Here is a 25,511-nt window from a genome sequence, read left to right as displayed (position 1 = left end):
TTTCGGCGGGGCTTTTCGGTGTAGCACAATCCGGTTCTACTGGTCAATCCGGAAACCGACGCCGAACTGCAACAGCGCGCTTTGCTCTTTGGAGGTCTGGTAGGAAACCGATAAAGCCAGCTGGTCAGTGACCGGCGCAATGTAGAAGCCCGCGCCGTAGCCCGCGTGCCAGCCCTCGGGCGAGTTGCCTTTGTAATAGACCCGGCCCTGGTCGTAGAAACCGAAAACGCCGTAGGAGAAGGGCAGGAAATTGGTTTGCACACGGCCCAGCGCCAGCCGCACCTCCGTGTTGAGGTAGGCGCTGGCGTCGCCGGTGAAGCGGTTGCGGTAGTACCCCCGCAGGTTTTCGCGCTGCCCCAGGCTGGTGAATTTGTAAAACGGAATCTCGTCGGCGTCACCGTAGTTTTTGGCCCCGCCGCCTTTCACCACAAACGTGACGGGAACGACCAGGCGGGCCGTAGCATAGTATTCGCCGAAAAGCTGGGTGAGGCCAAAGCCATTGGAGCGGTTTAGCTGGTAGTAGCTGTCGTGCTGGGCGCGGAGGCGAAAGCCGCGGCGGGCAAAGGTCTGCCGGTCGCGCAGGTCGATGTCGAGCAAGGTATTCAGGCCAACCAGGCGCTGGAAAGCGGTATTGGGCCGGCGGTCGGTGGGCAGTGGCTGCTGCGTGTTTTTCTGCCCCAGCAGGCTGTTTTCGGCGAAGTTAGACGTGTACTGCTCGTACGTGGGGCCAAAGCGGAACAGGCTGCGGCCGAAGAATACGTGCTCGGTGAATACGTTGGCCGTGTAGCCTTTATACCGGGCTTTGTAGAAGTTGTTATCGAACAGGCCTTCGTCTTTCTTGGAGTCGTTGCCCAAGCCAAAGAAGTTGTAGAACTGGAAATAGTTGCCGTATTCGGTGCGGGCCCCAATATCCCAGCTGCCGATGGCGTGGCGGTGGCGCATGTTCAATGATACTTGGAAGTTTCCATTGGTAGAGCCTTGAATATCAACTCCATACAGGTTTTTGTAACCTGGCTTGCGGAAGCCCTGGTGCACCACATCGAACCCCGCGCCCGCGCCGAACCCGTCGTTTTGGTTGAAGATGAGCGTGGCACGTGGGTTGTAGCCATCGTACTCAAATTGCTCCCGGTCGTAGCGGTTCACGGTCAGCTTTTCCGAGGTGTGGTTGTCACTCTCCCGGCTCAGCTTCATTTCCGTGTCGGGCAGGTCATACACCTTAGTTTTGGTGCGCAGGCCTGCCACGCTCGACTCGTCGGTGATACGGTCTTTGCCGTCGCCGCCGATAACGCGCACCAGCACGCTCTTGCGCGCCGAGCCCGTTACGGTAAATACGTCCTTGCCATCGAGGCCATAGATGGCGACTTCCTCGGTTTCCTTGGGGTCGAAAGTGCGGTCGAACAGAGCCTCGCCGTTGATCTGGTCGGAGTCTTTGGCTTTGTCGAACATCTGCACCCGCACGTGGCCATCGTCGAGGCGCGTCACCTGAAACACTTCGGCTTTGTTGGAGCCTACCACGTCCACGCGCTTGGCCAGCATCAGATAGTACTCATCCAGGGCTTTGGGCAACTCCTGAATCCGGGCTTTGAGCTTGCGGTTAAGATCGGAGCCGGAAAGTGGCTGAAGTTCTTTGGGCAGCTGCCCCGTGGCCTGGTCAATGGCGGCGGGCGTCAGCTTTTCCTGCATGTACTTCGCCACCTGCTGCCACTGCTCGCGGGTCAGCGACTGCAACAGAAACCGGTCGAGGTGGCGGGCGGGCCAGTTCAGGCTTTCCATATCATGGAATTCTTCCTGAAAATCCTCAATGCTGGGCACGGCCCATTCGCGGTTGGCAATGTAGGTAAGCAGGCCGTTCCAAAGGGTAAAGCTCTGGTCCCGGTCGCGCGGAATGGGGCGGTAAATGGTTTTCTTGCCCTGCTTGTAGCCGGCCCATTTCCAGTTGTCCTCATGCTTGCCGAAGTCGGCTACCAGCATATCGAAGGCCCGGGCTTTGCCCAACGCCACGGCGTCTACCTGATTATCGTGGTCCTTATAGAGCTGCCGGAAAAAGCTGAAGGAGCGGCGCACATCGTCGGCTCCCCCGAAGCCGGGCAGGTTGGGCTTGGGGTCCACGGGGCGGTCTTCGAGCGTGCCCAGCAGGCCCGCGTATTTCTCCCGGTACGGGCCGAGCTGGTTGTTGTCGGGCAGCACGAACAGGCGGGGCCGGGCGTGCAGAATATCGGTCTGGTCGAGCAAGGAGCCGGTGACGAGGGCCGAGTAGGGGTGAGCCGTGGGCGTAATGTCGCGTAGCACATCGGCGGCAATAGAGTTGCGCAGCTCGGGGGGCAGAATGCGCGTAACGTCCTTGTCGACGGAGCGAAATACATACTCCGAGCTGTCGGCCGCAATCAGCTTGATGGAAGTCGTTTGCCGGCCGCCACCTTTGCCGAAGATGCGCAGGCCGCCCTTCTCGGTGCTGAGGTCCAGCGTTTTTACCTCCACGGGCTGCGTCCAGGAACTACGGTACAACGGCCCGATCAGGACGCGCTTGCCGGGGCTCGCTTTGTATTGCGCCCCTGGCGTTACGGTAGTCGTGGGCTGCATGGGCACCTCGGGCTTGGCAGTGGCTACGCCCCGGGCGGCCGTGGGGCACTCCGGAATGAAAGCATTGACGGGTACGTTTGGCAGGCGCGGCTCGGTGCACGCCGACTGAAACAAGGTTGCCGCGTAAGATTCCTGGGCCGTGGCGCCTTCTTTGGAGAAGGTGTAGAAATACGACTTTACCGTACCGTCGGTGTAGTAGTCAAGCTTCGAAAAGCCCTCCGCCGACTTATTATACATCGTTCGTGCATCGGCACCGACCGGCTCTTTTTCGGCAAAGCTGCCCGATACGAGGTGGTAGTTGTCTTCGAAGCGGGTGAGCTGCAGGCTGAAATCGTGGGCGGCGGCGTACACGACACCGGGATTCTCCTTAAAGATGCTGAGCAGATTCTTGCGCAAATCCGTGTAGGCAGGATTGGCAATGTCGCGCGGCGTACCCACGTTTTGGCGGTAGGCGGCATACACCGAGCCCACGACCGGCAGCGGCACGCCATTGTCGAAGGGGAAGAGGTGGCGGCTCAGCGGAATCCGGCCGCCGTAGGCACCGTTGCTGAGCACGGGCTGATGACCCACGACCAGCACGTTCTTGCCCTTGGTCTCGTCCAGCACATCCTGCAGCTGTTCCCGAAACTCTTCCTTGGTCATGGTTTTGCACTCCGTATCGGGTGCTTCGGGCCGGTCGTACGGGTGCGTCCACCAGGGCGAGTTGATGGCCACCAGCCGCACGTTGGGAGCCACGTCAATTATTTCGGGACCGGGGCAGCCGCCGGTGGGCAAAAAGGCATTTTGTTTGGGTAGTTTCTGCTCGATATACTCTTCCAGCCGCCGCACGCGCTTCAGCCCGTCAGGGCCGGAGTTGTCCCAGTCTTTGTCGCCGGGCACGAAGTAGATGCGGCCATTGGGCAGGCCCTGCACTAAGGCAATCAGCTGGTCGATGCGGGCCGTGGTTTGGGCTTCGGGCTCTTTCTTCAGGCCTTTATTCGCGGCAATATCTCCGAGGTGCACTACCGTGAAAGGGCCGGTTTGCTGCTCTAATTGTTGGCGCAGAGCCCGCAAATGGCTTTCCGGAACGGCGTCACCAGCGGTGTTGCCCAGCAGATAAACGGAGTGAGAAGTCGGCTGATTTTGGGCAAAGAGCGGAGCGGATACGGTGGTAAACAGCGCTGCGAAAAGCAAGCGGTAGGATTTTCGCATGAGGCGAGCAAATCGTATGAATAGAAGTATCCCCACCTGTACGCAAGAAATCTCAACAGGGTGCGTTAGCGCGACCCTTGCCGCCCCGCAGTACGCCACAGGCTTTGGCTCCACCACAGTAGCAAACACGGCATGCCCACCCACAGGGCCTCGCTCCGCAACACACGCCACGCCGCCGCCCCCGCAAACCGACTCACCCCGATAGGTGACACCTGAATGGGGCGGAAGCCAAAAAAGTAACGCTCCGGCGCAAATGGGCTCCAAAAAGCCACTCCCAAGCCGCCCGTAGTCATGGCATCGAGCACGCCGTGCGAGGCCGTAGCCAGGAACAGCAGCACCCATAGCCGCCCACTGGCTGCGTGCTGGCCCCGCCGAAACCACCCGATTAGCAGCACGAGAATCGTCGCTACCACTGCTGCCGCCGCCACCGAGTGGCTCAGGCCACGGTGCCCCCACAAGTCCGCGTACGCCACCCCAAGCTTAAATCCTACCACGTCCGCATCGGGCAGCACGGCGCAGGCGGCGGCCAGCAGCCACCACGGCCAGCCGGGGCGAGAAGGCAGCAGCAGTTTGCCAAGCGTGGCACCTAGCAGCGCGTGTCCAAAAACGGAGGCCATGTTCAGAATTCAAAAGTGTTACACTAGAAACAGTGCCACTACACGTCGGCGTTGGCCAGTAATTCACGGGCTACGCGGGGCACGCCGGTGGTAGCCGGTTCCCGCACAAGGTGCAGATGCGGCCGGGCTATGAGCGGCGGTTGAGTAGGGTCGATGATATAGGTGGGGCAGCCCGTAGGCGTATAATGCACCAGATTGGCGGCCGGATAGACTTGCAGCGACGTGCCCACGACCAGAAAAATATCGGCCGTGGCGGTTTCTTCCATGGCTCGCTCCATCAGCGGTACGGCTTCGCCAAACCACACGATATTGGGCCGGAGCTGGTGCCCTTTCTCGCACTGGTCACCCAGGTCAATACGGTCAGTAGTCATCGGATACACCAGGTTCTCGTGGCGCGTACTACGAGCTTCGAACAGCTTGCCGTGTAGGTGCATAACATGGCGGGAGCCCGCCCGCTCGTGCAGATCGTCCACGTTTTGGGTGATAATAACTACTTCGAACTCCCGCTCCAGTGCGACCAAGGCTTGGTGGCCCGCATTGGGCACTGCGGCCCGGGCCGCAGTGCGCCGCTGGTTATAAAAATCCAAGACCAACGCCGGGTTGCGCTGCCAACCCTCCGGCGAGGCAACGTCTTCTACGCGGTGCCCTTCCCACAATCCATCGGAGCCACGAAACGTGGCCAGTCCACTCTCCGCACTGATACCCGCACCGGTCAGTACTACAATTTTCTTTTTCATAAGCAGATGGTAGCCTGAAAGCTGAGTAGGGGGAAGAGTCTGTCCTAAAGATACTACCGGCGGTTTCCGCAGAGCCACTCAGCGTGTTTCGCAGGGGGGCACAAAATGCTCCTGCCGGTCGGTTGCCGCGCCGGGCGTACAATGGTATGTGCCCACAACGTAACGGGCTGGCCGGCGTTTCAGGAGAGCATCAGAAAGTGTGGGGCAGTCGGGCAGCAGCCAAGGCAGCAGGGCAAGGGGCGGCTGAGTGGCTCGTGGCTTTCACCAACAAGTCCGGCTTCTCAAGTTATGATGAGAGGCAGTTGACCACCACTGCCCCACACTTTCTGATGCTCTCTAAGGGCAAGCCGTAAACAGACAACGGGCCTAGGGTTTGCTCCAAAAGCCCCCGAAAGGGAGCCCCGGAGCGAACCGTAGGCCCGCCTCTTCCTGCATATACGGTAGCGCTACTTGGCCACAAACACCAGCGCCGCCGTCAGACTCAGCCGCTGGGCATCGGGGTCGGTGGTCTGCATAATATCCTTGTCGGTGGCATACCGGTTAATGCCTTTGAGCACGGTCACCGTCACGTCGCCGTTCGCGTCGGTTTTGGGCCCTTTCTCGTTGCTGTTGTTTTCCACCATCTGCCCGGCCAGCGGCTTGCCGTCGAGTAGCAAGTGCAGCTTCATCGTGGAGCCGGCTTTGGGCATGGCACGCAGCCCCACGGGCACAAACTCAATGCGCTGGCCCAGCGGCTTGGCCATCCACGAGGCCCAGCTAAGCATGGTTTTGGAGAATTTCAGGGGGTGCGAGGCATCCGTGCCGGTGGGCATAGCCGACTTACGCACATTCTGGCTTTCTCCGTTCACCTTCACCCAGTAGCCATTGTCGTATTCCAGCGCAAATAAAGCCGGCTTGGTGCTGGGCGTCAGCGCCAGACCGCCAGGAATTTCGGCCTTGGTGTACTTGATGGGCTTCTGCATCGTATCCAGCACTTTGATAGACGTCACTTTGGTGGCCGAATAGGGTTCGGGCTGCTTATGACCGTAGAAAATCTTGTAGACGGGGCCGCCTAGGGCATCCACCCAGGCGTCGTGCGCCAAGGCGCGCAGGCCGCCGGCGGCCAGAACGAGGGCCAGCAGAGTCAGTTGTTTTTTCATGGGGAAGTGGGATTAGGAGAAGGAAAAAGGAATGGTGTCGGGTTAGAAAGGAACCTTGATGCCGCCCGTGACGGTGGCCCGGGCCTGGGCCGAGGTGAGAATGTCGGGGCCCGAAAGGAAGCTGACCTCATCCAGCGCGCCACTGCCGGGGTAGAAGCTCGACTCGACGTAGACGCGGAAGCCCGCCCAGCTGGTGCGGGTGTAGATGAGCTTGCCGGCCACACGTGTGAAGGCCTTGCTTTCGAGGCTGCCATCCGAGTTCAGGTACTTGGGGCCAATGAGCTGGTCATACACGCTCAGCGTGAGCCGGTGCGGCAGGCTGGAGCTGCTGCCGAATGTCCAGTCCAGGCCCAGCGTGCCCAGGTACTGGGGAGTGTCGGTTACGTACTCGGTGGCATCAGCGCCGTTGCGCAAGCGGGCTTTCAGGTAGGTATAATTGCCGAACACGGTAGGGCCGTCCACATTTTCCACCAGCCGCACGCGGGCTTCGGCCTCCACGCCCTGGCGGCGGGTGCGACCGAAGTTTTTGAGCTGGCCCAGCGGGTCAATCTGCACCTCATTGGTTTGGTTCGACTGGTAGGCGGCCAGCACGCCATGTAGCCGGCCGCTGGCGTCGTCGGCACTCAAACCCACTTCGTAGCTGGCCAGCTTCGACACGCCCAGGTCGGGGTTCACGGGTAATTCAGCGAAGCCATCCGGGCTTTTGAAGCCGCGGGCGGCATTGGCAAACACGCTCAGCGTGGGCGTGAAGCTAAACGCGGCCCCGACTTTGGGACTGAAGATATCGGGGTGGGACTTGACACGGGTGTTGGCCAGGGCCGCCACATCGTTGGCCCCCACCCGGACGTGGTAGTAGAGCCGGTCGTAGCGGGCACTGGCCGTCAGCTTGAGCTGCTCAATGGGCCGTACCTGGAGCTGGGCGTAAGCCGAGGGGGTGGAGGTAGTAATATCCCGCTCCCGGTCCTGCTTTACCTGCTGCCGGGCCACGGTGGAAAAGCGGGTGCCCTCGATGTCGTCGGTGCGGAAGCTCAGGCCCGCAGCCACCTGCGCGGGTAGGCTGCCCAGCTTCGTCAGGCGGGTGTAGCGCACGTCGCCGCCGCCCCACACGCGGTTGTCGCGGGTCTGGCGCTGGCCCGTGCCCCCATCGCGGAAGCGGATGAAGTCGTGGTGCTGGGCGTAGAGCGTGGCGCTGAAGTAGCGGGCCGGGTCGCTGCCCTGGTAGTTGAACACGGCATTTTGCTGGCGGGTGGAGCCGCCGTCGGTGCCGTTTACGGCGTCGCGTCGGTCCACGCGGTCTGCGTCAATGTCGGCCCGCTTGAGGTAGCTGGCCGAGTTATGGTTGTCGGCGTAGGCCTGTACCCGCAGGGAGGCCGTGCCGCCGGGCATCTTGAAGGATAGCTTGGCCAGCCCGTTCAGGCTCTTATCCTTACTGTTGTCGCGAAAGCCGTCGGTGCGGGTCGCGGCCACGGCCACGTAGCCACCCACGGGGCTCTCCGGCTTGCCGAAGCCCAGGATGCCCAGCCCGCGCGCCTGCCCGAACGTGCCGCCCGAGAGCGTCATGCTGCTGTTCAGCCGGTCCTCCGTATCGAAGCGAATGACGCCACCCAGGGCATGGTCGCCATAAAACGGGCTGAACGGTCCGCGCACCACCTCAATGCGCCGCACCGTTTCGGGAATCAGCGGGTTCAGGTCGGCGTAGCCGTTGGCCGAGAGCGACGAGCCCTGGTTTTGCAGCGCCCCATCGATGGAAAAGGCCACGTCGCGGGCGTGCTCCACCACGGTGTAGCCGCGCATCTGAATGCCGTAGGCCACGCCGCCGAGCTGGTAGTTGCTCACATTGACGCCGGCCAGCGGGCGCAGCAGGTCGCCATAGGAGTTGACGGCCTGCTTGGCCACGTAGTCGCGCCCCACCAGCGTAACGGAGGCCGGGCTGGCCGTGGCTTCCGCCGACAGCTCCGTTTTGCGCGTCGGCGTAGCCCCACCGATTACCTCCACGCCGGAAAGGCGCTGGGTGCGGTTGCGCAGTGTGGTCGTATCGACCGGAGTCGTCTGGGCCCGCAACGTAACCGGCGCGAGCAGGCCGAGCAGTGTGGAAACCAGGAATGGTGAAGCGTATGGGTGGTTCATAGAAAGCCGAAAAGGACAAGAGCGCACCGAAGTCGGCCGCGGCAGTTATCCGATGAAGAAAAGGTTGAAATCGGGTGCTCCGGGACGGAGCGATTCTTTAGCGCATCTGCCGGCCCAGCTCCCGCAAGGCCGCCTGCGCGCGGGTCTTGACCGTGCCCAGCGGTACGGCCAGTTCGTCGGAGGCCTCCTGCTGGGTGTAGCCGCCGTAGTAGAGCAGGTCGATGACGGCCCGGTACTCGGGTCGCAGCCGGCGCGTCAGCTCCCACAAGCCGATGTGCTCGGGCCGAAACGACGGCGTGGCGGGCTGCCGCCACGCCGGGCTTTCCTCCAGCGGCAGCGTGCGGCTGCAGGAACGGTAGTGAAGCGTGCAGATGCGGTCCAGCGCCGTGTTGCGGCACACGTTCAGCGCCCAGGTAAACAGGCGGCCCTTCGTCGCATCGTAGCTCAGGAAGGCGTCCCAGATTTTGAGCATGCTGTCCTGTAGCACGTCCTCGGCCACCTCCGGCTGCGGCACGATGCGCAGAATAACGCTGTACAGCGTCCGGCGGTAGGCGGTATAGAAGTGCGTCATGGCCGCCGGGTTGCGGGCCCTGAGCTGCTGCACCAGGTAGGCTTCCGCCTCGGGCGTGTTAGATTCAGACGAGAACTGGGAACGTGGGGCGCACAAGCGGGCACCATCGCTCCCAGCCGGCTCCGTAGGAAGCCGGCTGGGAAGAAGGGGTAGCACTTAGAAGCGCTTGGCGGAGCTGGGAATGACTAGGCGGCTGCGCGCGGCCAGCTGGGCCCGGGCCGCTTGGTTGGCCATCTGCTGCCGGGTGGCGTAGTCGCGCTTTGGACCGGGCTGGCCGGTGCTGGGCCCGGGCCGGTGGACTGACGAAGTGGGCACCGTAGAAAACTGGGGCAGGCGCGTAGGGCCACCCGTGTCCGCGGCAGCGGCCACAGGACGAATCAAAGAAGACAGGGCATTCATAGCGTCGGGGAAAGTGACGCGCGTCGGCCCAACCGGCCGCCGCCGCGTCAAATCAATGGATAAAACGAAACGGGCCGGAGCACCAAAGCCCCGGGCCGGAGCCGGACTAGAAGTCGGGCTGTCGAATTATCCCCGACGGGGAGGAGAGTAGATTTCGCCCTGAAAATCCGTGGTCCCCGCCACGAAGCAGGCGGGGACCACGGCGCAGGAAACGGAGAAGGGTATTCGCCCCACATTCACCGTTTCGGCCAGACAATGCAGGTCCAGCGCTTTAAGCGTGCTCAGCAGATGCTGAAGGGTTGGCTTATTTTTGCTGTGTTGCAGCAGGTGGCTCTGGTCCCCGTTGCAGGTATCGAAGCAGTCCAGGCGCAGGTAGTTCTGTTGCTGGCAAGTGCTGCTGTGTACGTAGGGATGGCTCGCCGAATAGCGCGACTGTTCCGGCCGGTTCACCAGGCCAGCACCCACTACCAGCAGGTAGTTGCACAGCAAGAGCAGAACGAGCAGCGAACGGGTCACAGCGAAAAGGAAGGGTGGGGCAATCGGGTGTACGGGCAGCACCGTAGTGCGCTACCCGCCCATCTACGCGCAAGGAAGGGATTTGGATTCAACTCCAAAGCACTGTGCTGGGCTACGGGTGTAATGCCACTGATTTCTGCTCGCCTACCCGCTGGGCACTCACCCATTTTGGTGGGGTGATGCTGGGCGATAAACGCCGGACTAACCAGGTCCAGGTGATTGCTGCCGTATTGATGGAGAGGACCAAAAAGTGTGGGGCAGTTGGGCAGTAGCCACGGCAGGAGGGCAAGGGGCAGCTGATTGGCTCATCGCTTTCACCGACAAGTACGACTTCCCAAGTTGACCTGAGCGGCGGTTTACCACCACTGCCCCACACTTTTTGATGTTCTCCTTGTAGCCGATTTACTTTTGGACCAAACTTTTACAAGAGCCCCATGTGGCGCTGGAAGCGGTGCAGGATATTACTGGTCCGGGTGGCCCGCCGTTGACTTTCTGGGACGTAAGCTGGTGCCATACCAACTTGGGCTCGGTCACGCAGGCGGGCCTGGTCAACAACCTCAAAGATGCCATTGCCTGGGGCCTGCTGGCTGGCCAAGGGTTTCCTTCACCCAGATTGGCACCGTGGCGGTCGTATACCCGGCCGTGTGGGACCTGAGCCAGCGGCAGAACGGCCCGCTGGCGGACCGTTCTGCAAAAAAAATACTCTTATGGAGTATGCTGCTGCAAGGAGCCGTGCTGCTCGCCAGGCTGCTGGGCGCGGGAACAGCCCTGGTATACCTTACTTTTCTGGCAGCCGTGGCCGGATACGCGCTACTGGCGTAGCGGGCGCATAGCATCGGCATCTTCTGGCTCTGGCGCGAGGCGGGCTACTCCGTGGGGGTGCTGCTCACCGGCGTTCTGGCCGATGCGCTGGGCCTATCGGCCGCGCTGGTAGCTATTGGTGGCCTGACGCTGGCTTTGGCGGCAGTCATTCAGTGTTGCATGCGCTGCACGGCCACGCTGCCTGCCCAGTGTTCTGCATTCGTGCCCCTAAAAAAATGCCACGCGACTCTTAGCGGGAATTTCTGTTCTTACTCTTGTGCTACCCCTTTCAGAACCGCTTCAACTCATCACTGCGAAAAGTCCATTCCGGAGTACTAAAGCGGGTTTCCCACGGATTCACGGCAAACCACGCGCCCAGCGTCGCGTCGCCCCACACATTGCGCAACACGTGCATCTGTTGGGCGGGCATGTAGCTTTGAGCCAATAGCACGTACCGGCGGCTGGTAACCGGCTCCACTGCTACGTCCAGCACGATAACCGCGTGCCCAGGCGAGCCCCCACGAATCAGCACGTCGCCCGGCTGCACGTCCGTCAGCGGCACCGCCGTCAGTTCCCGGGCCAGCGATAGGGTGCCGGCGTAAGTAAAAATATGGTCGAGGTAGCGGCGGAAAACGGCGTGAGTAGGCTGCTCCGCCTGGCGCGGCACGGACACTACTGCGTCGCCTCGCACTTGGAAGCCCCGCCCACCACACCAGTCGGCGAATCGGATATCGTCGCCGCTAGTCAGCTGAAAATGGATTTGCGCCGGATTCTGCGCAAACAAATACTCGCCCCGCAGCCGAATAACGGCATCGGCGCACTGCTGCAAATCCCGAATACCTACGTCAATGTCGAGCACGGCGGCATGCACATCCTGCGGGTCCTTCAACTTTCCATTGTGCAGCCGCACGGCTGTGCCCGCTGGCAGCAACGGCAAATAGCGTAGCCAATACCCAAACGAGCCTGGTGCCACCGCCACGCGCTGGCAACCACGCGGGGGCGCAATCCGGGCGGCTACGCTGCGCCGGGCATCGTAGGTGCGCGCTGGCAGCCAGGCGTAGCGGCTGGGAGCCGCCGTAGTGCGCTGAGTGGCAGCGGCGGCAGATGCCGTGGTGGCCTGGACCTGGACAGCCTCGGTCGGGTTGCTGGTGTAGATAGCAAGCAGTGCTACAGCAGCACCGGCGCAATATCGCATAGACGAAAAAACAGTTTTTGACCTACTGTTAGCAGAACAACGGCAGTAACAGTACTAAATTATCTTGCCTGTTGTAGGTATTGTCGGTCATCTGCACGGACACAAAAAAAGGCCCTGATTTTTAAGTCAGGGCCTTTTTTGAGCAACTCGTTGCGTCTATTTTGCCTTCACCGCTGGCTTCTTGGCCGTGGGAGCTGCTTTCTTCGCAGCGGGCTTTTTGGCGGCTGGCTTCTTCGCGGCCGGCTTTTTCTTGGCGGGCTTATCGGCCGCGTCTTCAGCCGCTGGAACCGCCTTCTTGGCGAAGCGTCCTCCTTTGGCCGGCTTGTCCGGCGTGGCGTCGCCTAGCTCTATGCAGCGCTCCAGCGTCAGGTCGGCGGGCTCTTCGCCTTTCGGAATCTTCACGTTTTTCTTGCCCACCACAATGTAGGGACCAAAACGGCCGTTCAGAACCTGAATATCCTCCCGTTCGGGGAAGCTCTTAATTAGGCGCTCGGCGTCGGTTTTGCGCTTGTTCTCAACCAGATCAATAGCCTCCGAGGCCGTGATGGTATGCGGATCCTGCTCTTTGGTAAGCGAGAAAAACTTACTGTCGTGCCGGATATAGGGCCCGAACCGACCCAGCGCCGCCGTCATGTCTTTCTCTTCAAACTGCCCCACGATACGCGGTAGCTTGAAGAGGTCCAGCGCCTCTTCCAGAGTTATATTCTCAATAAACTGGCCTTTGCGCAGGCTGGCGTACACGGCCTTTTCGCCCTCCGGCGCGCCTTCCTTGGGTTCAATCTGCACGTAAGGACCGTAGCGCCCCAGACGGGCCGTCATTTTCTGGCCGGTTTCCGGGTGAACACCGATTTCGCGGGTCGAGCCCAGCGTACTGCGCTCAATGTCCTGGCCACGTTCAATGGTTTCGTGAAACGTACCGTAGAAATCGGCCAACATCTTGCCCCACTGCTCCTGTCCGTTGGCAATCAGGTCAAACTCACCCTCAACTTTGGCCGTGAACTGGTAATCAATAATAATGGGGAAGTGCTCGACCAAGAAGTCATTGACCACCATGGCCGTATCGGTCGGGAAGAGCTTCGCCTTATCGGCTCCGTAGGTTTCGGTTTTAGCCTCCACCTTCACCTGGCTATCTTCCAGCGTGAGCACATGAAACTTCCGTTCCTTGCCTTCGCGGGTGTCTTTTTCCACGTAGCCGCGCTTCTGAATCGTGCTGATGGTAGGAGCGTAGGTAGAAGGTCGGCCAATGCCCATTTCCTCCAGCTTTTTCACCAGCGAAGCCTCCGTGTAGCGGGCCGCCGGCGAGGCGTAGCGCTCCGTAGCCCGCAACAGCTGCAGCGGCATGTCCTGACCCACGCTCAGCGGCGGCAAGCCCCGCGAAAACGACGATTCCGTCCCCGCTTCATCCTGTTCGTCTTCGTCTTTTGACTCGCTGTAAGCCTTCAAAAAGCCCTCGAACGTAATGACCTCGCCCGTAGCCATAAGCGGAGTTCCGGGTTGGGTGCTGATGCCAATGGTAGCCACAGTGCGCTCAATCGTCGCATCGGCCATCTGCGAAGCCATGGCCCGCTTCCGGATCAGGTCGTAGAGGCGCTGCTCCTGCGAGTCGCTTCCTGCTTTAAGTAGCGCAAAGTCGGTCGGGCGAATAGCTTCGTGGGCTTCCTGTGCCGAAGCCGACTTCGTCTTGAAGTGCCGCGTGTGGGCATACTCGGGGCCGTAGGCGCTGCTGATTTCAGCCTTAGCTGCCGCCAGCGCATCCTGTGACAGATTCACCGAGTCGGTCCGCATATAGCTGATTTTACCCGCCTCATAGAGCTTCTGGGCTACGCTCATGGTCTGGCCCACCGAGAAGCCCAGCTTGCGGGATGCTTCCTGCTGCAGCGTCGATGTGGTGAAAGGCGGTGCGGGGCTGCGCTTGCCTGGCTTCTTCTCCAGGTTTTCAATGGTGTAAGCCGCTCCCACGCAACGCTCCAGAAACTGCTGCGCCTCGCTCTGCACCTTGAAACGCGTCGGCAACTCGGCTTCCAGCACCGTGCCACGGCCCGCATCGAACCGCGCCGTGACGCGGTAAGCTGAAGAGGATTTGTGGTGGTTGATTTCCCGTTCCCGCTCTACTACAAACCGCACCGCGACACTCTGCACGCGGCCGGCAGAAAGGCCGGTTTTTACCTTTTTCCACAACACGGGGCTCAACTCAAAGCCAACTAACCGGTCGAGTACCCGGCGGGCCTGCTGGGCATTTACCAGGTTCAGGTCAATTTCGCGCGGATTCTCAATAGCAGTAAGAATGGCATTCTTGGTAATCTCCCGAAACACGATCCGCCGGGTCTTAGCGCTGTTCAGGTTCAACGTTTCCGCCAAATGCCACGATATGGCCTCGCCCTCGCGGTCATCGTCACTCGCTAACCATACGGTGTCCGCTTCTTTCGCCAGCTTTTTCAGCTGCGCGATAATCTCGCGCTTATCCGGCGACACAACGTAGGTCGGCTTAAATCCATTGGTAATATCAATGGCATTATTATCCTTGGGTAAATCACGAACGTGGCCGAAGCTGGATTTGACGATAAAGTCCTTGCCCAAATATCCTTCGATGGTTTTGGCTTTGGCCGGGGACTCTACGATGACTAGATTTTTGACCATATAAGGTATCAGAGGGCAGAAAAGAAAAAGGACTCGGCTTAGGAAACGGCCGAAGGAAGGGAAAAGTTGAATTTTGCCGCAAAGATGCTGCAATAATCCGGTGTGCCACCGCTGCCGCTCGTAAATATGCTAGCCGAGGCCTGGGAGTGAGCTCGTGGCGTTCTGCTTTTTTAACGCCTCCCTTCCAGCAACTAGTTCACCAAGTGCGAGTTTGGGAAAGGTTTTGCGCATGGCCACGAGAATGTGGTTAAAAAAGCCGTATTTGCTACCTTTGTGAAATTAGGAACTGCTTTTTAGTAGCTCTCGGTTTACAGCATTGCCTTTCTCTCCCAGGCTTCGCAACCTACCCCCCTGTATGGCTTCAGGTAAGACTATCAAGAATACGAATACGCCGGAAGAAAATGCTCTTGAGCAGAACTCTCCGTCTCCATCATCCACCCCTTCCGGGAGTCCGGCCGCTGCTGATCGTAGCCCCATGCTACGGCCGGCCGGTGCCCGCACCAGTTCCGATATCACCCGCAAGCGGGGGAGCGGCCGGGGCTCAGAAGACAGCCAGGAGGCCGACTATGTCAACGACCAACTCAACCGGGTGCTCTACGCCCTCGACGCCTTTAAGAAAGGTGACGTGTCGGTGCGCCTAACTAAGCAAAACGACGATATTTTCGCCGAAATTGCCGAAGCCTACAACTCGATGGTAGAGATGATCGGCGGCGTGGGTGGCGAGGTGTCGCGCATTTCGAAAGTGGCCGGGGTGGAAGGCAACTTGAAAGCACGGGCTTCGGCTGAAAACGCGTCGGGCTTCTGGCGCGACATGATCAATAATATCAACGGCTTGGTGGATAGCATCGCCGTACCGGTATTGGAAGTAGGCAAAGTGCTGAAGAACATCTCGAAAGGAAACCTGGACGAAACCTTCCAGATTCCGGTGTCGGGCGACTTCAAAGTGATGGCCGAAACCATTAACAAGACCATCGATAACCTCAACCTGTTTGCGGGCGAAGTAACGCGCGTGGCCCAGGAAGTAGGCACGGAGGGTAAACTCGGCGGCCAAGCCAGTGTACCGAACGTGGGTGGCGTATGGAAGCAGTTGACGGATAACGTAAACACAATGGCCTCCAACCTGACGAGTCAGGTGCGAGACATTGCCAACGTCGCCACGGCGGTAGCAAAAGGCGACCTTACCCAAAAAATCACGGTTGATGTAAAGGGGGAGCTTCTGCAGCTGAAGCAGAACCTGAACCAGATGGTGGACTCGCTCAACCTGTTTGCGGGCGAAGTAACGCGCGTGGCCCAGGAAGTAGGCACCGAAGGCAAGCTCGGTGGTCAGGCCTCGGTTCCGAACGTATCGGGCGTATGGAAAGACTTGACCGACAACGTAAATAACATGGCTTCGAACTTGACAAGTCAAGTTCGAGACATTGCCAACGTCGCCACGGCCGTAGCAAAAGGCGACTTGTCGCAAAAAATCACGGTTGATGTGAAGGGGGAGCTTCTGCAGCTGAAGCAGAACCTGAACCAGATGGTGGACTCGCTCAACCTGTTTGCGGGCGAAGTAACGCGCGTGGCCCAGGAAGTAGGCACCGAAGGCCGCCTAGGTGGCCAAGCCATCGTGCCGAATGTGGCCGGTGTGTGGAAGGAGCTGACGGACAACGTAAACTACATGGCCTCCAACCTGACGAGTCAGGTGCGAGACATTGCCAACGTGGCTACCGCCGTAGCACGAGGCGACCTAAGCCAGAAGATTACGGTTGATGTAAAGGGGGAGCTTCTGCAGCTGAAGCAGAACCTGAACCAGATGGTGGACTCGCTCAACCTGTTTGCGGGCGAAGTAACGCGCGTGGCCCAGGAAGTAGGCACCGAAGGCAAGCTCGGTGGTCAGGCCTCGGTGCCGAACGTAGCCGGCGTATGGAAGGAGCTGACGGACAACGTAAACTACATGGCCTCCAACCTGACGAGTCAGGTACGGGACATTGCCAACGTGGCTACCGCCGTAGCGCGTGGCGACTTGAGCCAGAAGATGACGGTAAACGTGAAGGGTGAAATCTTGGAACTCAAGAACATCCTGAACCAGATGGTGGACTCGCTCAACATCTTCGGTGACGAAGTAACGCGTGTAGCCCGTGAAGTAGGTACCGAAGGGAAACTGGGTGGCCAGGCCAACGTGCCCCGCGTAGGTGGTACCTGGAAAGAGCTGACGGACAACGTAAATACAATGGCCGCCAACCTGACGAGTCAGGTGCGAGACATTGCCAACGTAGCTACCGCCGTAGCCAAAGGTGACCTGACCCAGAAGATGACAGTAGATGTGAAAGGCGAGATTCTCGACCTGAAAAACATCCTGAATCAGATGGTGGACTCGCTCAATATTTTTGCCGGCGAAGTAACCCGCGTGGCTCGCGAAGTAGGTACGGAAGGTATTCTGGGCGGTCAGGCCAACGTGCCGAGCGTGTCGGGTACCTGGAAAGACCTCACCGACAACGTAAACACGATGGCCTCCAACCTGACGAGTCAGGTACGGGACATTGCCAATGTGGCTACTGCCGTAGCCCGTGGCGACTTGAGCCAGAAGGTGACGGTAAATGTGCGTGGCGAACTGTTGCAGCTGAAGGAAAACCTCAACCAGATGGTGGACTCGCTAAACACGTTCGGCGACGAAGTAACCCGCGTGGCCCGCGAAGTAGGTACGGAAGGTCGCCTCGGCGGCCAGGCTGTGGTGCCCAACGTGCGCGGAACCTGGAAGGACCTGACCGACAACGTAAACACGATGGCAGCCTCGCTGACCTCTCAGGTACGAGATATTGCTAACGTAACAACCGCTGTTGCCCGCGGCGACTTGAGCCAGAAAGTATCGGTAGATGTTAAGGGCGAGTTGCTTGACCTAAAGGACAACATCAACCGAATGGTGGACTCCTTGAACATCTTCGCCGGTGAGGTAACGCGTGTGGCGCAGGAAGTAGGTACCGAAGGTCGCCTTGGCGGCCAGGCCAACGTGCCCAACGTATCGGGTATCTGGAAAGACTTGACGGATAACGTAAACACAATGGCCGCCAACCTGACGACTCAGGTACGAGGCATTGTGAAGGTAGTAACCGGCGTATCGCAGGGCGACTTGACCCAGAAGCTGAAGCTGGAAGCGAAAGGCGAAGTAGCCGAACTCGCCGACACTATCAACCGAATGGTGGATGACCTGAACCGTCTCGCCCTGGAAGTAAGCCGCGTGGCGAAAGTAGCCGGGGTAGAAGGCAAGCTGACGGAACGCGCCACGGTAGGCGGGGTATCGGGTTCCTGGAAAGAAATCGTGGATACCCTCAACGACCTGATCGAATCTATTGCCTCGCCGGTACTCGAAGTGTCCCGCGTAGTACGTGCCATTTCGGAAGGTGATTTGACCCAGAAAGTTGAGATTCAGACGGCTGGTGACATTCTCGCTATGTCGAATGCCTTGAACATCGCCGTTGAAAACCTAAATGAGCTGCTCGGCGAAATCAATGACTCGTCGCAGATTGTGGGGGAGTCGTCGGAGGAAATGGCCGCCAAAGGTCAGGAGATGAGCCGCGTAACCGTCGACGTAGCCCTGGCTATGCAGCAGATGGCTGAAGGGGCTCAGAACCAGGCATTGAAAACCGACCAAGCCTTTAAGCTGATTGAAGAAATCATGCAAGCCACGAAGGAAACAGCCGGTAAAGCTGACATCGTAAACAAATCGGCTATTCTGGGTGAGCAAACCTCGCAGCTGGGTCTGAAAACGGTGGCTGAAGTGGTAAAGAACATGGAGGAAATCTCCAATGCTGCCGCCCAGACCAGCAAAACTATCGAAGTACTGAGCACCCGCTCCCAGGAAATAAGCAAGTCGCTGGGCGTTATCACCGACATTGCCTCCCAGACCAACCTGCTGGCGCTGAACGCCGCTATCGAAGCAGCCCGCGCCGGGGAAGCCGGCCGTGGCTTCGCAGTAGTAGCCGAAGAAATTCGCAAGCTGGCCGAAGGTTCCCGTAAATCGGCTTCGGAAATCGCGACGCTAGTAGAAGACGTAAAGAAAGATACGACCTCGGCCGCCACCGCTATTTCAACTATGGAAGGCCGAGTTCTGAAAGGAAAAAATGCTACGTTCGAAGCGTCCAGCGCCTTTAAGAACATTGCTACTTCCAGCGGGGAAACGCTCCGTACTTCCCGCGACATTCTTACGGCTACCGAGGTGCAGAAAACCTCGATTGGCGACGTAGTAAAGTACGTAGAGGAAGTGGTAGCTATTGCTGAGCAAACGGCCTCCGGTACGCAGCAAGTGGCCAGTACCGCCAAGCAGCTATCTTCGTCGATGCAGGAGTTGACGACTTCGAGCCAGAACCTGACCGACATTGCAGACGACTTGCAGGTAGGGCTGTCGGCCTTCCAGCTGATGGACGACATGCTGCCCGAGCCCGAACCGGAAGTACTACAGCGCGGGTTGCGCCGCATCAGTACCCAGCGGGCCGCGCAGCAGCCGGCTGCTCGGGCCGTGTCTGTTACCGAGCCACGGGAAAGGGTATCGCGTCGCGCTGCTCAACCCGCACCGAATCGGCGCAATGCGGCCGACGTGCCAGTTCGACCGGCCAACCGCAACGCAACTGCCGTTGCCAAGCTCACCGCCGTAGACTCGCCCACTCCGAAAACGTCGCAGGCACCTACACGCCGTACCCGGCCGGCTACACCCAAGCCCAACGACCACCCGGAAAATGAAAACGGCAAGGCCACTTCAAAAGCGCGCTCAAAGGCCAAATCTAAGTAATGACTTGTTCATTTAACCGGCCTACAAGTCGTGTCAAGCAATTGGCTTGGCTCGGCTTGTAGGCCCAGAGTTATTCCAGAATGGCTGAAATAGAACCGACCAGCGAGAAAAAGGCAATAAAGCAGGATAAGCTCATCCAGCTTATTGTGTTTCGCCTGGGCGACGAAGAATACGGAATTCGCATTGAGCAAGTGAAGGAGGTGACCGTAACCCCCGAAATTGCCAAAATGCCCAAAACGCCTTCCTTCGTGAAAGGCATTGCCAATCTGCGCGGCGACATCATTGCGGTAATTGACTTGGAGGAGCGCTTTAAGCTTCGCCCGGCTAATGAGCCGCTTCCAGCCATGAGCTACACGCTGGCTATCGAGGCCAAGGATTATACCATTGGAATTGTAGTCCGGGAGGTACCCCAGCCGTTGTCGGTTCCGATGTCCATCATTGAGAAAACCCCGGAATTCATTCAGGACATTAATGTCCATGACAAGTACATTGAGGGGATTGCCAAGGTAGATGGGCGTATTATCATCGTGTTGGATATGCCCAAACTGCTCTCCCCGGCAGAAATCATGCAGTTGAACCCGAAAATAGAATCTTCGGCGGCAGCACCCCGTACAAGGGCTTGATTCTCCCCTTACCACTTTCTCCTTCTGACTTACTGATCTACTTCGTATGAAAAACCGCATTCTCATCGTAGACGACTCGTTCTACATGCGCACGATGCTTAAGAATATGCTCACTGACGCTGGCTATGAAGTCGTGGGAGAAGCTGCCAACGGTCAGCAGGCCCTGGAAATGGCCAGTGCTACCCGTCCCGACCTTATTACCCTAGATGTAATTCTGCCCGACAACACTGGTTTGGATGTGCTTAAGGGCATTCGTCTGGAGCAGCCCGACGTAAAAGTGGTGATGTGCAGTGCCGTGGGGCAGGAGGTGATTGTAAATGAGGCGCTGGAAAGTGGCGCTACGGCTTATATCGTTAAGCCTTTCTCGGAAGAGAAGGTACTAGAGATTGTAGGTAGCGCGTTGCAGAGCTCCGATTCGACGGAAGCTTAACTCCGCCTAGTTTACTTTATTAGTAGTAACTCCAAAACGCGAATCTCCCACGCGTTTTAATCCGCTCAGTGCATACAATTTCCACTCCTTTCACCTTATTGCTCGGCGACTTGCCCACCTTTGTGCGGCTGGAGTTGACTAGGTTGCTGCATGCCGAGCCCGATTTGCGGGTTGTCGGCTGCGCTGCCAGTGCTACCGAACTGGTGACTAAGGCCCGGCGCTTACGGCCAGCCTTGGTTATTGCGAGTGAAAACCAACTGGCAGGCCTGGAACGGCTGAACCGTCAGCAGCCGGTGCCGGTGCTTCTCTACAGCCCGACTTCAGCTTTAGCAACCTTAGCGCACGAATCAGCGCAATTGGGAATCTATGACTGTATTCATCCGCTGCTAGGGAAAGACCATCCGAATTTTACCACGTATCGGCAGTACTTACTGAAAAAGATTCGCTCTGTGCGGATGCCTTTTTTCTCTTCCCCACTCGGCAAACAATCGGTTATATCACTGCCGCCCAGTGGCGTAGCCGTCATCGGTGGGTCTACGGGTGGGGCGCAGGCTGTGGAAACCATTGTGCGGGCACTGCCACCAACGCTGACCAGCGCGGTGTTGGTGGCAGTGCACCTGCCGCTCCATTTCACGGAATCCTTCGTCCGGCGCTTGCGCCGGGCTACTGCCTTGCCCGTGGTGGTAGGCCGCCCGGGTACTATCCTGGAAGCGGGAAAAATTATTGTGGCTCCCGGTGGGCAAAATATGGTAGTGCGCTCCGTATCGCGTGGGCCGTGGCTTTCGTGGCATATCGATTTTACTACGGAGGCCAGCCCGGTACCGGATGAGCCTTCTATCGACTTGCTGTTGCAATCCGTTGCTCGTACGCTGGGACGTCATGCCCTAGCGCTTGTCCTGACCGGTTTGGGCCGCGACGGCACGCTAGGAGCGCAAAGCATACGGCAGCACGGCGGGTCGGTAATAGCCCAGGATGAAGCCTCTTCTCAAGTATTCAGCATGCCCAAGTCCGTTATTGAAGCGGGTGCTGCTACCAGTGTGCTACCGCTCAACGAAATGGCGGAACGCATAAGCCAGCTCGCCTCCCAACTCCGGCATAATCGGGCGGCTTCTTTTGCATCGTCAACGCAACTCGCCACTCGATGAAATCAAGGGAAGAAGAGTACCGGGAGATTTTCATGGCGGAGGCGCTCGAGTATTACGATGCGATGAGTCGTCATATCAGCGAGCTGGAGAAAGACCCTACGGACGAGAAGGCTTTGCACGAGCTGTTTCGGCTGATGCACAACCTGAAGGCTAACGCCCGGGCCATGGGCTTCAACGATATCGGCGAGGTGGCCCATCAGATGGAAACCATCTTCGGTTTGATTCGCAGCAAAGAGCGTACATTCTCCGGCTCTTTGGTCCCCGTCTTATTCGCTGGCGTCGATACGCTGGGCAATATGATCCGGGCCGTGGATCAGGACGAAGAAGTGCCCAATGCTGACGTACTGCTGCGTAACCTCGACCTGCTAGTGCTTGGCGAAGAGCCCATCCTGGAAGCGGAAGAGAAACCGGCTGATGAGGATGCTTCGCGTAAGCTGGAATTATCCGATCTGGTGTATATCCAGATCAAAAAGCTCGACCACCTGCTTAATCTGGTCGGGGAGCTTATCATCGACCGGGACCGGATTCTGACACTGAGCCAGGAAATAGGTAACCCAGCGCTACAAACTGCAGCCTCACACCTGTTTCGCATTGCCGACGATTTGCAATACAGTGTTATGGACGCGCGGCTGGTAAACGTGGGTTCGCTGTTCAATAAGTTTCCGCGGGTAGTGCGCGACGTAGCAGTAGCCGAAAACAAAGAGGTTGAGCTGACTATCAACGGCCAGGATATTCAGATTGACCGTAACATTCTGCAGATTATTACCGATGCGCTTCTGCACTTGGTGCGCAACGCCATTGGCCACGGCCTGGAAACCGCCACGGAACGCCGCCGGCAGGGCAAGCCGGAGCAGGGTAACCTGATTCTGTCGGCGCAGACGGAGCGGGATGATGTACTAATTCAGGTAATTGATGATGGCCGGGGCATCGATGTTGAGCAAGTGCGTCGTAAGGCGGTAGAGCGCGGCTTGGTATCAGCGGAAGCTTCCAAATCGTTGGATGCCAACGCCGTGCGAGGGTTCTTGTTTGAACCCGGCTTTTCCATGGCCAAAGAAGTGACTGATATTTCCGGTCGGGGCGTTGGGCTCGATGTCGTGAAGCTTGCCATCGACTCGCTGGGCGGCCAGCTTCGGGTCGATTCAGTGCTGGGGCAGGGGACTACCTTCACGCTGGTGCTACCGACTTCTATTGCTGTAAAAGGTGCTTTGCTCTTCGAATTGGAGGAGCGCAGCTACGCTATACCATTGATGCACACCGACTCAGTGGTCTCGTTACAGCCTAAGCAGCTGCACGTGGTGGGCGGCGTTCTAATGGCCCGCCTCTTGAGCGAGAACATACCCGTGGTTGACTTGCGTACGTTGCTGCACAGCGCCAGCGACGGAGTTCTGCTACCTGCTGTGAAAGCAGAGTTACAGGGCCGGCAGGATATCATCATCGTAAACTACAATAACCGTAAGCTTGGCTTTATCGTGGACCGTTTCCTGCGCCAGCAGGACATTGTTATCAAGCCCATGAGCAAACCGCTGGATATGATTGACTTGTTCGGAGGCGTTACGCTTTTGGGCAGCGGTCAGGTATGTCTGGTGATTGACGTACCGGCTCTCACACGACTTTTTCTGGCCAAGCGACCGTAATTCAACGTAATGCGAAATCGGGGTTCTCTGGCAACAGGCAGCCCTTTCATTTGACCGACTCCTATGGATTTGCACATGACAGAACTAGAGCGTGATATTATCCGCGAAATTCTGAATATAGGACTAGCCCGCGCGGCCGATTCCTTTGCAGTTGTCGCGCAGGAAAAGGTGCTGCTGGAAGTTCCGAATCTGGATATCATGCCCGGGAGCAACATCCTGGACAAGGTGCACGAATATGAAGGCACGCACGCCATCATTCAGTCCGATATTCGGGGGGAGTTCAATGGCACCACGCTGATGTTCTTCTCCGGCCAGCACGTGCAGCGCCTTTCCCGGGTATGTCTGCGCATGTCGGTAGCCGATTCTATCGAGATTGATGAGATGCAGGAGTCGCTGTTGCTGGAAATTAGCAATATCATCACCGGCGCTTTGGTCACGCAGCTGGCCAATATTCTCAAGGCCAAGATCTACGGCGCGCCGCCCAAAGCCCCCAAGGGGAATATCGCCGACTCGCTTCATAACCTGATAGCGAGTCAGCCCAAGGTGCAGCCACTGATTTTCTCGGTTGCTACCCAGTTTTCGGACAAAGAAAACTCAGTGGAGCTGCCCTTGATGCTGTTTTTTGACCGCAATACCTTCGAGAAAATTCTGGACATCATCCGGACCTACGATTTTCTGGGTGGGTCGGAAAGCAACCCACTGGGCTAACTGTCCCGCATATCTATTGGCTGTCCTACCAGCGCTTGCAAAGTCTGAGTTCCTCACCAGTCTTTCGCACTCTCGGGTAGGACAGCTTTGTTGTAACGCTGTTTTGACGGCTTTCATTCCCAATCGACACCTGCTATGGCATCTTCAAGCATCAAAAATCTGGAACAGAAGCTAGCTTCTTTCGACCCCAACGCCTTGGGTGACAGTGAGGGCGGCGTGTATGGTTTGCCTTTCAGCGTCGAGGAGGCGCAGGTTGTAATTGTGCCCGTGCCGTGGGAAGTTACTGTTTCGTACCGGGGCGGTACGGCGCAGGGGCCGTCGGCTATTCGGGAGGCATCGCTGCAGGTTGACCTCTACGAGCCCGATATTCCGGAAGCTTGGCGCATGGGCTTGGCAATGGAGGAAGAAGACGAGAAGATTGCCGCCGAAAGCCGCAACCTGCGCACGTTGGCCGCTGAGTACATCGGCTGGCTCGAAGCTGGTCAGCCCGCCGATAAAGCCAGGGATTTCGCGACGGTTCCGGCGCAGGTGACCACGCGGGGTAAGTTTCTGGTCGATTGGCTAAAAGCGAAAACCGGCGCTCACCTCGACGCCGGCAAGGGCGTGGTAGTGCTGGGCGGCGACCATAGTACCCCGCTGGGCTACATGCACGCGCTGGCCGAGCGGCACGCGGAGTTCGGTATTCTCCAGATTGATGCCCACTGCGACCTGCGCCCGGCCTACGAGGGCTTTGAGTACTCGCACGCATCTATCATGTATAATGCGCTGAAGCTGCCACAGGTGAAAAAGCTGGTGCAGGTGGGCATTCGGGATTTGTGTCAGCAGGAAGCTGAACTGGTAGCGCAGTCGGGCGGTCGGGTGGTGATGTTCCACAACCGGTTTTTGTCGAATGAGCGCTTTGCCAAGAAATCCTGGAAGAAGGTCTGTGGTAAAATCATTGCCCAGCTGCCGCCGAAAGTATATCTGAGCTTCGATATTGATGGCCTCGACCCCAAACTGTGCCCTGGTACCGGCACGCCCGTTCCCGGCGGCCTGGAGTTTGAGGAAGCCCTGTACCTGATTCGGACAATAGTAGAGTCGGGGCGCGAAATTATCGGGTGCGACCTAAACGAAGTAGCTCCCGGCGACACCGAGTGGAATGCTATTGTGGGAGCCCGCCTGCTGTTTCAGATGGCGCACTGGATGGGCGTTTCGCAGGGACGCATTAAGGCCCACATTTCGGAAAAATAGGCTGTACCAACGCTGGTCGGCCTTTTTCGTAAGGCAGCCTGATTGTCGGCTTTTCTTTCTTCCTTTTCTATTTCACCCGCAACCACACACTCCATGGGTTTCCTTCTCAAATTGCTGCTGAGCGCCATCATCACCTACGTGCTGGGGAACTACCTGCCCGGCGCACACCTGGATGGCTTTACGGATGCTCTTTTGCTGGTGCTGGTGCTGGGCATACTAAATGCCGTGCTCAAGCCGATCCTGAAAATTCTGGGCTTCCCGATTACGGTCCTTACACTGGGGTTGTTCCTGCTGGTTATCAACGCCGTCATCGTGCTGCTGGCCGACTGGATTCTGCCCGGCTTCAAGCTCGACGGCTTCGTGGCCGCGCTGCTGTTCAGCATTGTGCTGTCGTTGGTTACGTCGGTAATTGACATGGTGATGGATTAGCCGTTCAATAACGCCGCAACAAAAAAGCCCGGTCGCA

At 58.4% G+C, this 25,511-nt stretch carries 18 protein-coding genes; 8 read left to right on the top strand and 10 right to left on the bottom strand.

Features of this window, described 5'->3' with window-relative positions:
- Nucleotides 1–36 precede the first annotated feature (36 nt).
- The 10 genes from E5J99_RS01135 to topA all read right to left on the bottom strand — a co-directional run bounded on the left by E5J99_RS01135 (nucleotide 37) and on the right by topA (nucleotide 14,510).
- Entirely contained in the window at nucleotides 37–3,771 is a 3,735-nt protein-coding gene (locus tag E5J99_RS01135) for a hypothetical protein (RefSeq protein ID WP_135495876.1), read from the bottom strand.
- A gap of 65 nt (nucleotides 3,772–3,836) precedes the next feature.
- On the bottom strand, nucleotides 3,837–4,388 hold the full coding sequence (locus E5J99_RS01130) for a metal-dependent hydrolase (RefSeq protein WP_135495875.1): 552 nt from the start codon (nucleotides 4,386–4,388) through the stop codon (nucleotides 3,837–3,839).
- 38 nt (nucleotides 4,389–4,426) lie between these two features.
- Nucleotides 4,427–5,125, bottom strand: a complete 699-nt coding sequence (locus tag E5J99_RS01125; RefSeq protein ID WP_135495874.1) for an SIR2 family NAD-dependent protein deacylase — start codon at nucleotides 5,123–5,125, stop codon at nucleotides 4,427–4,429.
- A 446-nt stretch (nucleotides 5,126–5,571) separates the two neighbouring features.
- A complete protein-coding gene (locus tag E5J99_RS01120) occupies nucleotides 5,572–6,264 on the bottom strand; it encodes a DUF4198 domain-containing protein (protein ID WP_135495873.1) in 693 nt (230 codons plus the stop codon).
- A gap of 42 nt (nucleotides 6,265–6,306) precedes the next feature.
- Nucleotides 6,307–8,391, bottom strand: coding sequence for a TonB-dependent receptor (locus E5J99_RS01115; RefSeq protein WP_135495872.1), 2,085 nt, complete (start codon nucleotides 8,389–8,391; stop codon nucleotides 6,307–6,309).
- 97 nt (nucleotides 8,392–8,488) lie between these two features.
- On the bottom strand, nucleotides 8,489–9,118 hold the full coding sequence (locus E5J99_RS01110; RefSeq protein WP_245318657.1) for an RNA polymerase sigma factor: 630 nt from the start codon (nucleotides 9,116–9,118) through the stop codon (nucleotides 8,489–8,491).
- Nucleotides 9,119–9,361: a hypothetical protein gene (locus E5J99_RS01105; protein WP_135495871.1), complete on the bottom strand. Its 243-nt coding sequence runs from the start codon at nucleotides 9,359–9,361 to the stop codon at nucleotides 9,119–9,121.
- Between the two features lie 126 nt (nucleotides 9,362–9,487).
- Nucleotides 9,488–9,877, bottom strand: a complete 390-nt coding sequence (locus tag E5J99_RS01100) for a hypothetical protein (protein WP_135495870.1) — start codon at nucleotides 9,875–9,877, stop codon at nucleotides 9,488–9,490.
- Between the two features lie 1,090 nt (nucleotides 9,878–10,967).
- Nucleotides 10,968–11,873 (bottom strand): DUF4846 domain-containing protein, encoded by a 906-nt coding sequence (locus tag E5J99_RS01095; RefSeq protein WP_135495869.1) that lies wholly within the window; start codon nucleotides 11,871–11,873, stop codon nucleotides 10,968–10,970.
- A gap of 156 nt (nucleotides 11,874–12,029) precedes the next feature.
- Nucleotides 12,030–14,510, bottom strand: coding sequence for a type I DNA topoisomerase (topA, locus tag E5J99_RS01090; protein WP_135495868.1), 2,481 nt, complete (start codon nucleotides 14,508–14,510; stop codon nucleotides 12,030–12,032).
- A 475-nt stretch (nucleotides 14,511–14,985) separates the two neighbouring features.
- Here topA and E5J99_RS01085 point away from each other — a divergent pair, with 475 nt between their 5' ends.
- From E5J99_RS01085 to E5J99_RS01050, 8 genes are all read left to right on the top strand, one after another.
- Nucleotides 14,986–19,275 (top strand): methyl-accepting chemotaxis protein, encoded by a 4,290-nt coding sequence (locus E5J99_RS01085; protein WP_245318656.1) that lies wholly within the window; start codon nucleotides 14,986–14,988, stop codon nucleotides 19,273–19,275.
- Between the two features lie 80 nt (nucleotides 19,276–19,355).
- A complete protein-coding gene (locus E5J99_RS01080; RefSeq protein ID WP_135495867.1) occupies nucleotides 19,356–19,898 on the top strand; it encodes a chemotaxis protein CheW in 543 nt (180 codons plus the stop codon).
- Between the two features lie 46 nt (nucleotides 19,899–19,944).
- A complete protein-coding gene (locus E5J99_RS01075; RefSeq protein WP_135495866.1) occupies nucleotides 19,945–20,328 on the top strand; it encodes a response regulator in 384 nt (127 codons plus the stop codon).
- Nucleotides 20,329–20,396: 68 nt separating this feature from the next.
- On the top strand, nucleotides 20,397–21,473 hold the full coding sequence (locus E5J99_RS01070; RefSeq protein ID WP_135495865.1) for a chemotaxis protein CheB: 1,077 nt from the start codon (nucleotides 20,397–20,399) through the stop codon (nucleotides 21,471–21,473).
- Entirely contained in the window at nucleotides 21,470–23,107 is a 1,638-nt protein-coding gene (locus tag E5J99_RS01065; RefSeq protein ID WP_135495864.1) for a chemotaxis protein CheA, read from the top strand. Before E5J99_RS01070 ends, E5J99_RS01065 begins: the two co-directional genes overlap by 4 nt.
- A gap of 75 nt (nucleotides 23,108–23,182) precedes the next feature.
- Nucleotides 23,183–23,815 (top strand): chemotaxis protein CheC, encoded by a 633-nt coding sequence (locus tag E5J99_RS01060; RefSeq protein ID WP_135495863.1) that lies wholly within the window; start codon nucleotides 23,183–23,185, stop codon nucleotides 23,813–23,815.
- A 135-nt stretch (nucleotides 23,816–23,950) separates the two neighbouring features.
- Nucleotides 23,951–25,045: an agmatinase family protein gene (locus E5J99_RS01055; RefSeq protein WP_135495862.1), complete on the top strand. Its 1,095-nt coding sequence runs from the start codon at nucleotides 23,951–23,953 to the stop codon at nucleotides 25,043–25,045.
- A 93-nt stretch (nucleotides 25,046–25,138) separates the two neighbouring features.
- Nucleotides 25,139–25,474: a phage holin family protein gene (locus E5J99_RS01050; RefSeq protein WP_135495861.1), complete on the top strand. Its 336-nt coding sequence runs from the start codon at nucleotides 25,139–25,141 to the stop codon at nucleotides 25,472–25,474.
- Nucleotides 25,475–25,511: the final 37 nt, after the last annotated feature.

Origin of the sequence: Hymenobacter elongatus, assembly GCF_004745955.1 — a bacterium.
Lineage (GTDB): Bacteria > Bacteroidota > Bacteroidia > Cytophagales > Hymenobacteraceae > Hymenobacter > Hymenobacter elongatus.
Note: the sequence above shows the minus strand (reverse complement) of the source record. Positions and strands in the feature narration are given on the sequence as shown.

What these genes read in the sequence shown, in the direction of transcription:
- E5J99_RS01115 (WP_135495872.1), bottom strand. Translation starts at nt 8,391, where the DNA reads ATGAACCACCCATACGCTTCACCATTCCTGGTTTCCACACTGCTCGGC.
- E5J99_RS01105 (WP_135495871.1), bottom strand. Translation starts at nt 9,361, where the DNA reads ATGAATGCCCTGTCTTCTTTGATTCGTCCTGTGGCCGCTGCCGCGGAC.
- E5J99_RS01135 (WP_135495876.1), bottom strand. Translation starts at nt 3,771, where the DNA reads ATGCGAAAATCCTACCGCTTGCTTTTCGCAGCGCTGTTTACCACCGTA.
- E5J99_RS01050 (WP_135495861.1), top strand. Translation starts at nt 25,139, where the DNA reads ATGGGTTTCCTTCTCAAATTGCTGCTGAGCGCCATCATCACCTACGTG.
- E5J99_RS01080 (WP_135495867.1), top strand. Translation starts at nt 19,356, where the DNA reads ATGGCTGAAATAGAACCGACCAGCGAGAAAAAGGCAATAAAGCAGGAT.
- E5J99_RS01130 (WP_135495875.1), bottom strand. Translation starts at nt 4,388, where the DNA reads ATGGCCTCCGTTTTTGGACACGCGCTGCTAGGTGCCACGCTTGGCAAA.
- E5J99_RS01125 (WP_135495874.1), bottom strand. Translation starts at nt 5,125, where the DNA reads ATGAAAAAGAAAATTGTAGTACTGACCGGTGCGGGTATCAGTGCGGAG.
- E5J99_RS01085 (WP_245318656.1), top strand. Translation starts at nt 14,986, where the DNA reads ATGCTACGGCCGGCCGGTGCCCGCACCAGTTCCGATATCACCCGCAAG.
- topA (WP_135495868.1), bottom strand. Translation starts at nt 14,510, where the DNA reads ATGGTCAAAAATCTAGTCATCGTAGAGTCCCCGGCCAAAGCCAAAACC.
- E5J99_RS01055 (WP_135495862.1), top strand. Translation starts at nt 23,951, where the DNA reads ATGGCATCTTCAAGCATCAAAAATCTGGAACAGAAGCTAGCTTCTTTC.
- E5J99_RS01065 (WP_135495864.1), top strand. Translation starts at nt 21,470, where the DNA reads ATGAAATCAAGGGAAGAAGAGTACCGGGAGATTTTCATGGCGGAGGCG.
- E5J99_RS01095 (WP_135495869.1), bottom strand. Translation starts at nt 11,873, where the DNA reads ATGCGATATTGCGCCGGTGCTGCTGTAGCACTGCTTGCTATCTACACC.
- E5J99_RS01075 (WP_135495866.1), top strand. Translation starts at nt 19,945, where the DNA reads ATGAAAAACCGCATTCTCATCGTAGACGACTCGTTCTACATGCGCACG.
- E5J99_RS01120 (WP_135495873.1), bottom strand. Translation starts at nt 6,264, where the DNA reads ATGAAAAAACAACTGACTCTGCTGGCCCTCGTTCTGGCCGCCGGCGGC.
- E5J99_RS01060 (WP_135495863.1), top strand. Translation starts at nt 23,183, where the DNA reads ATGACAGAACTAGAGCGTGATATTATCCGCGAAATTCTGAATATAGGA.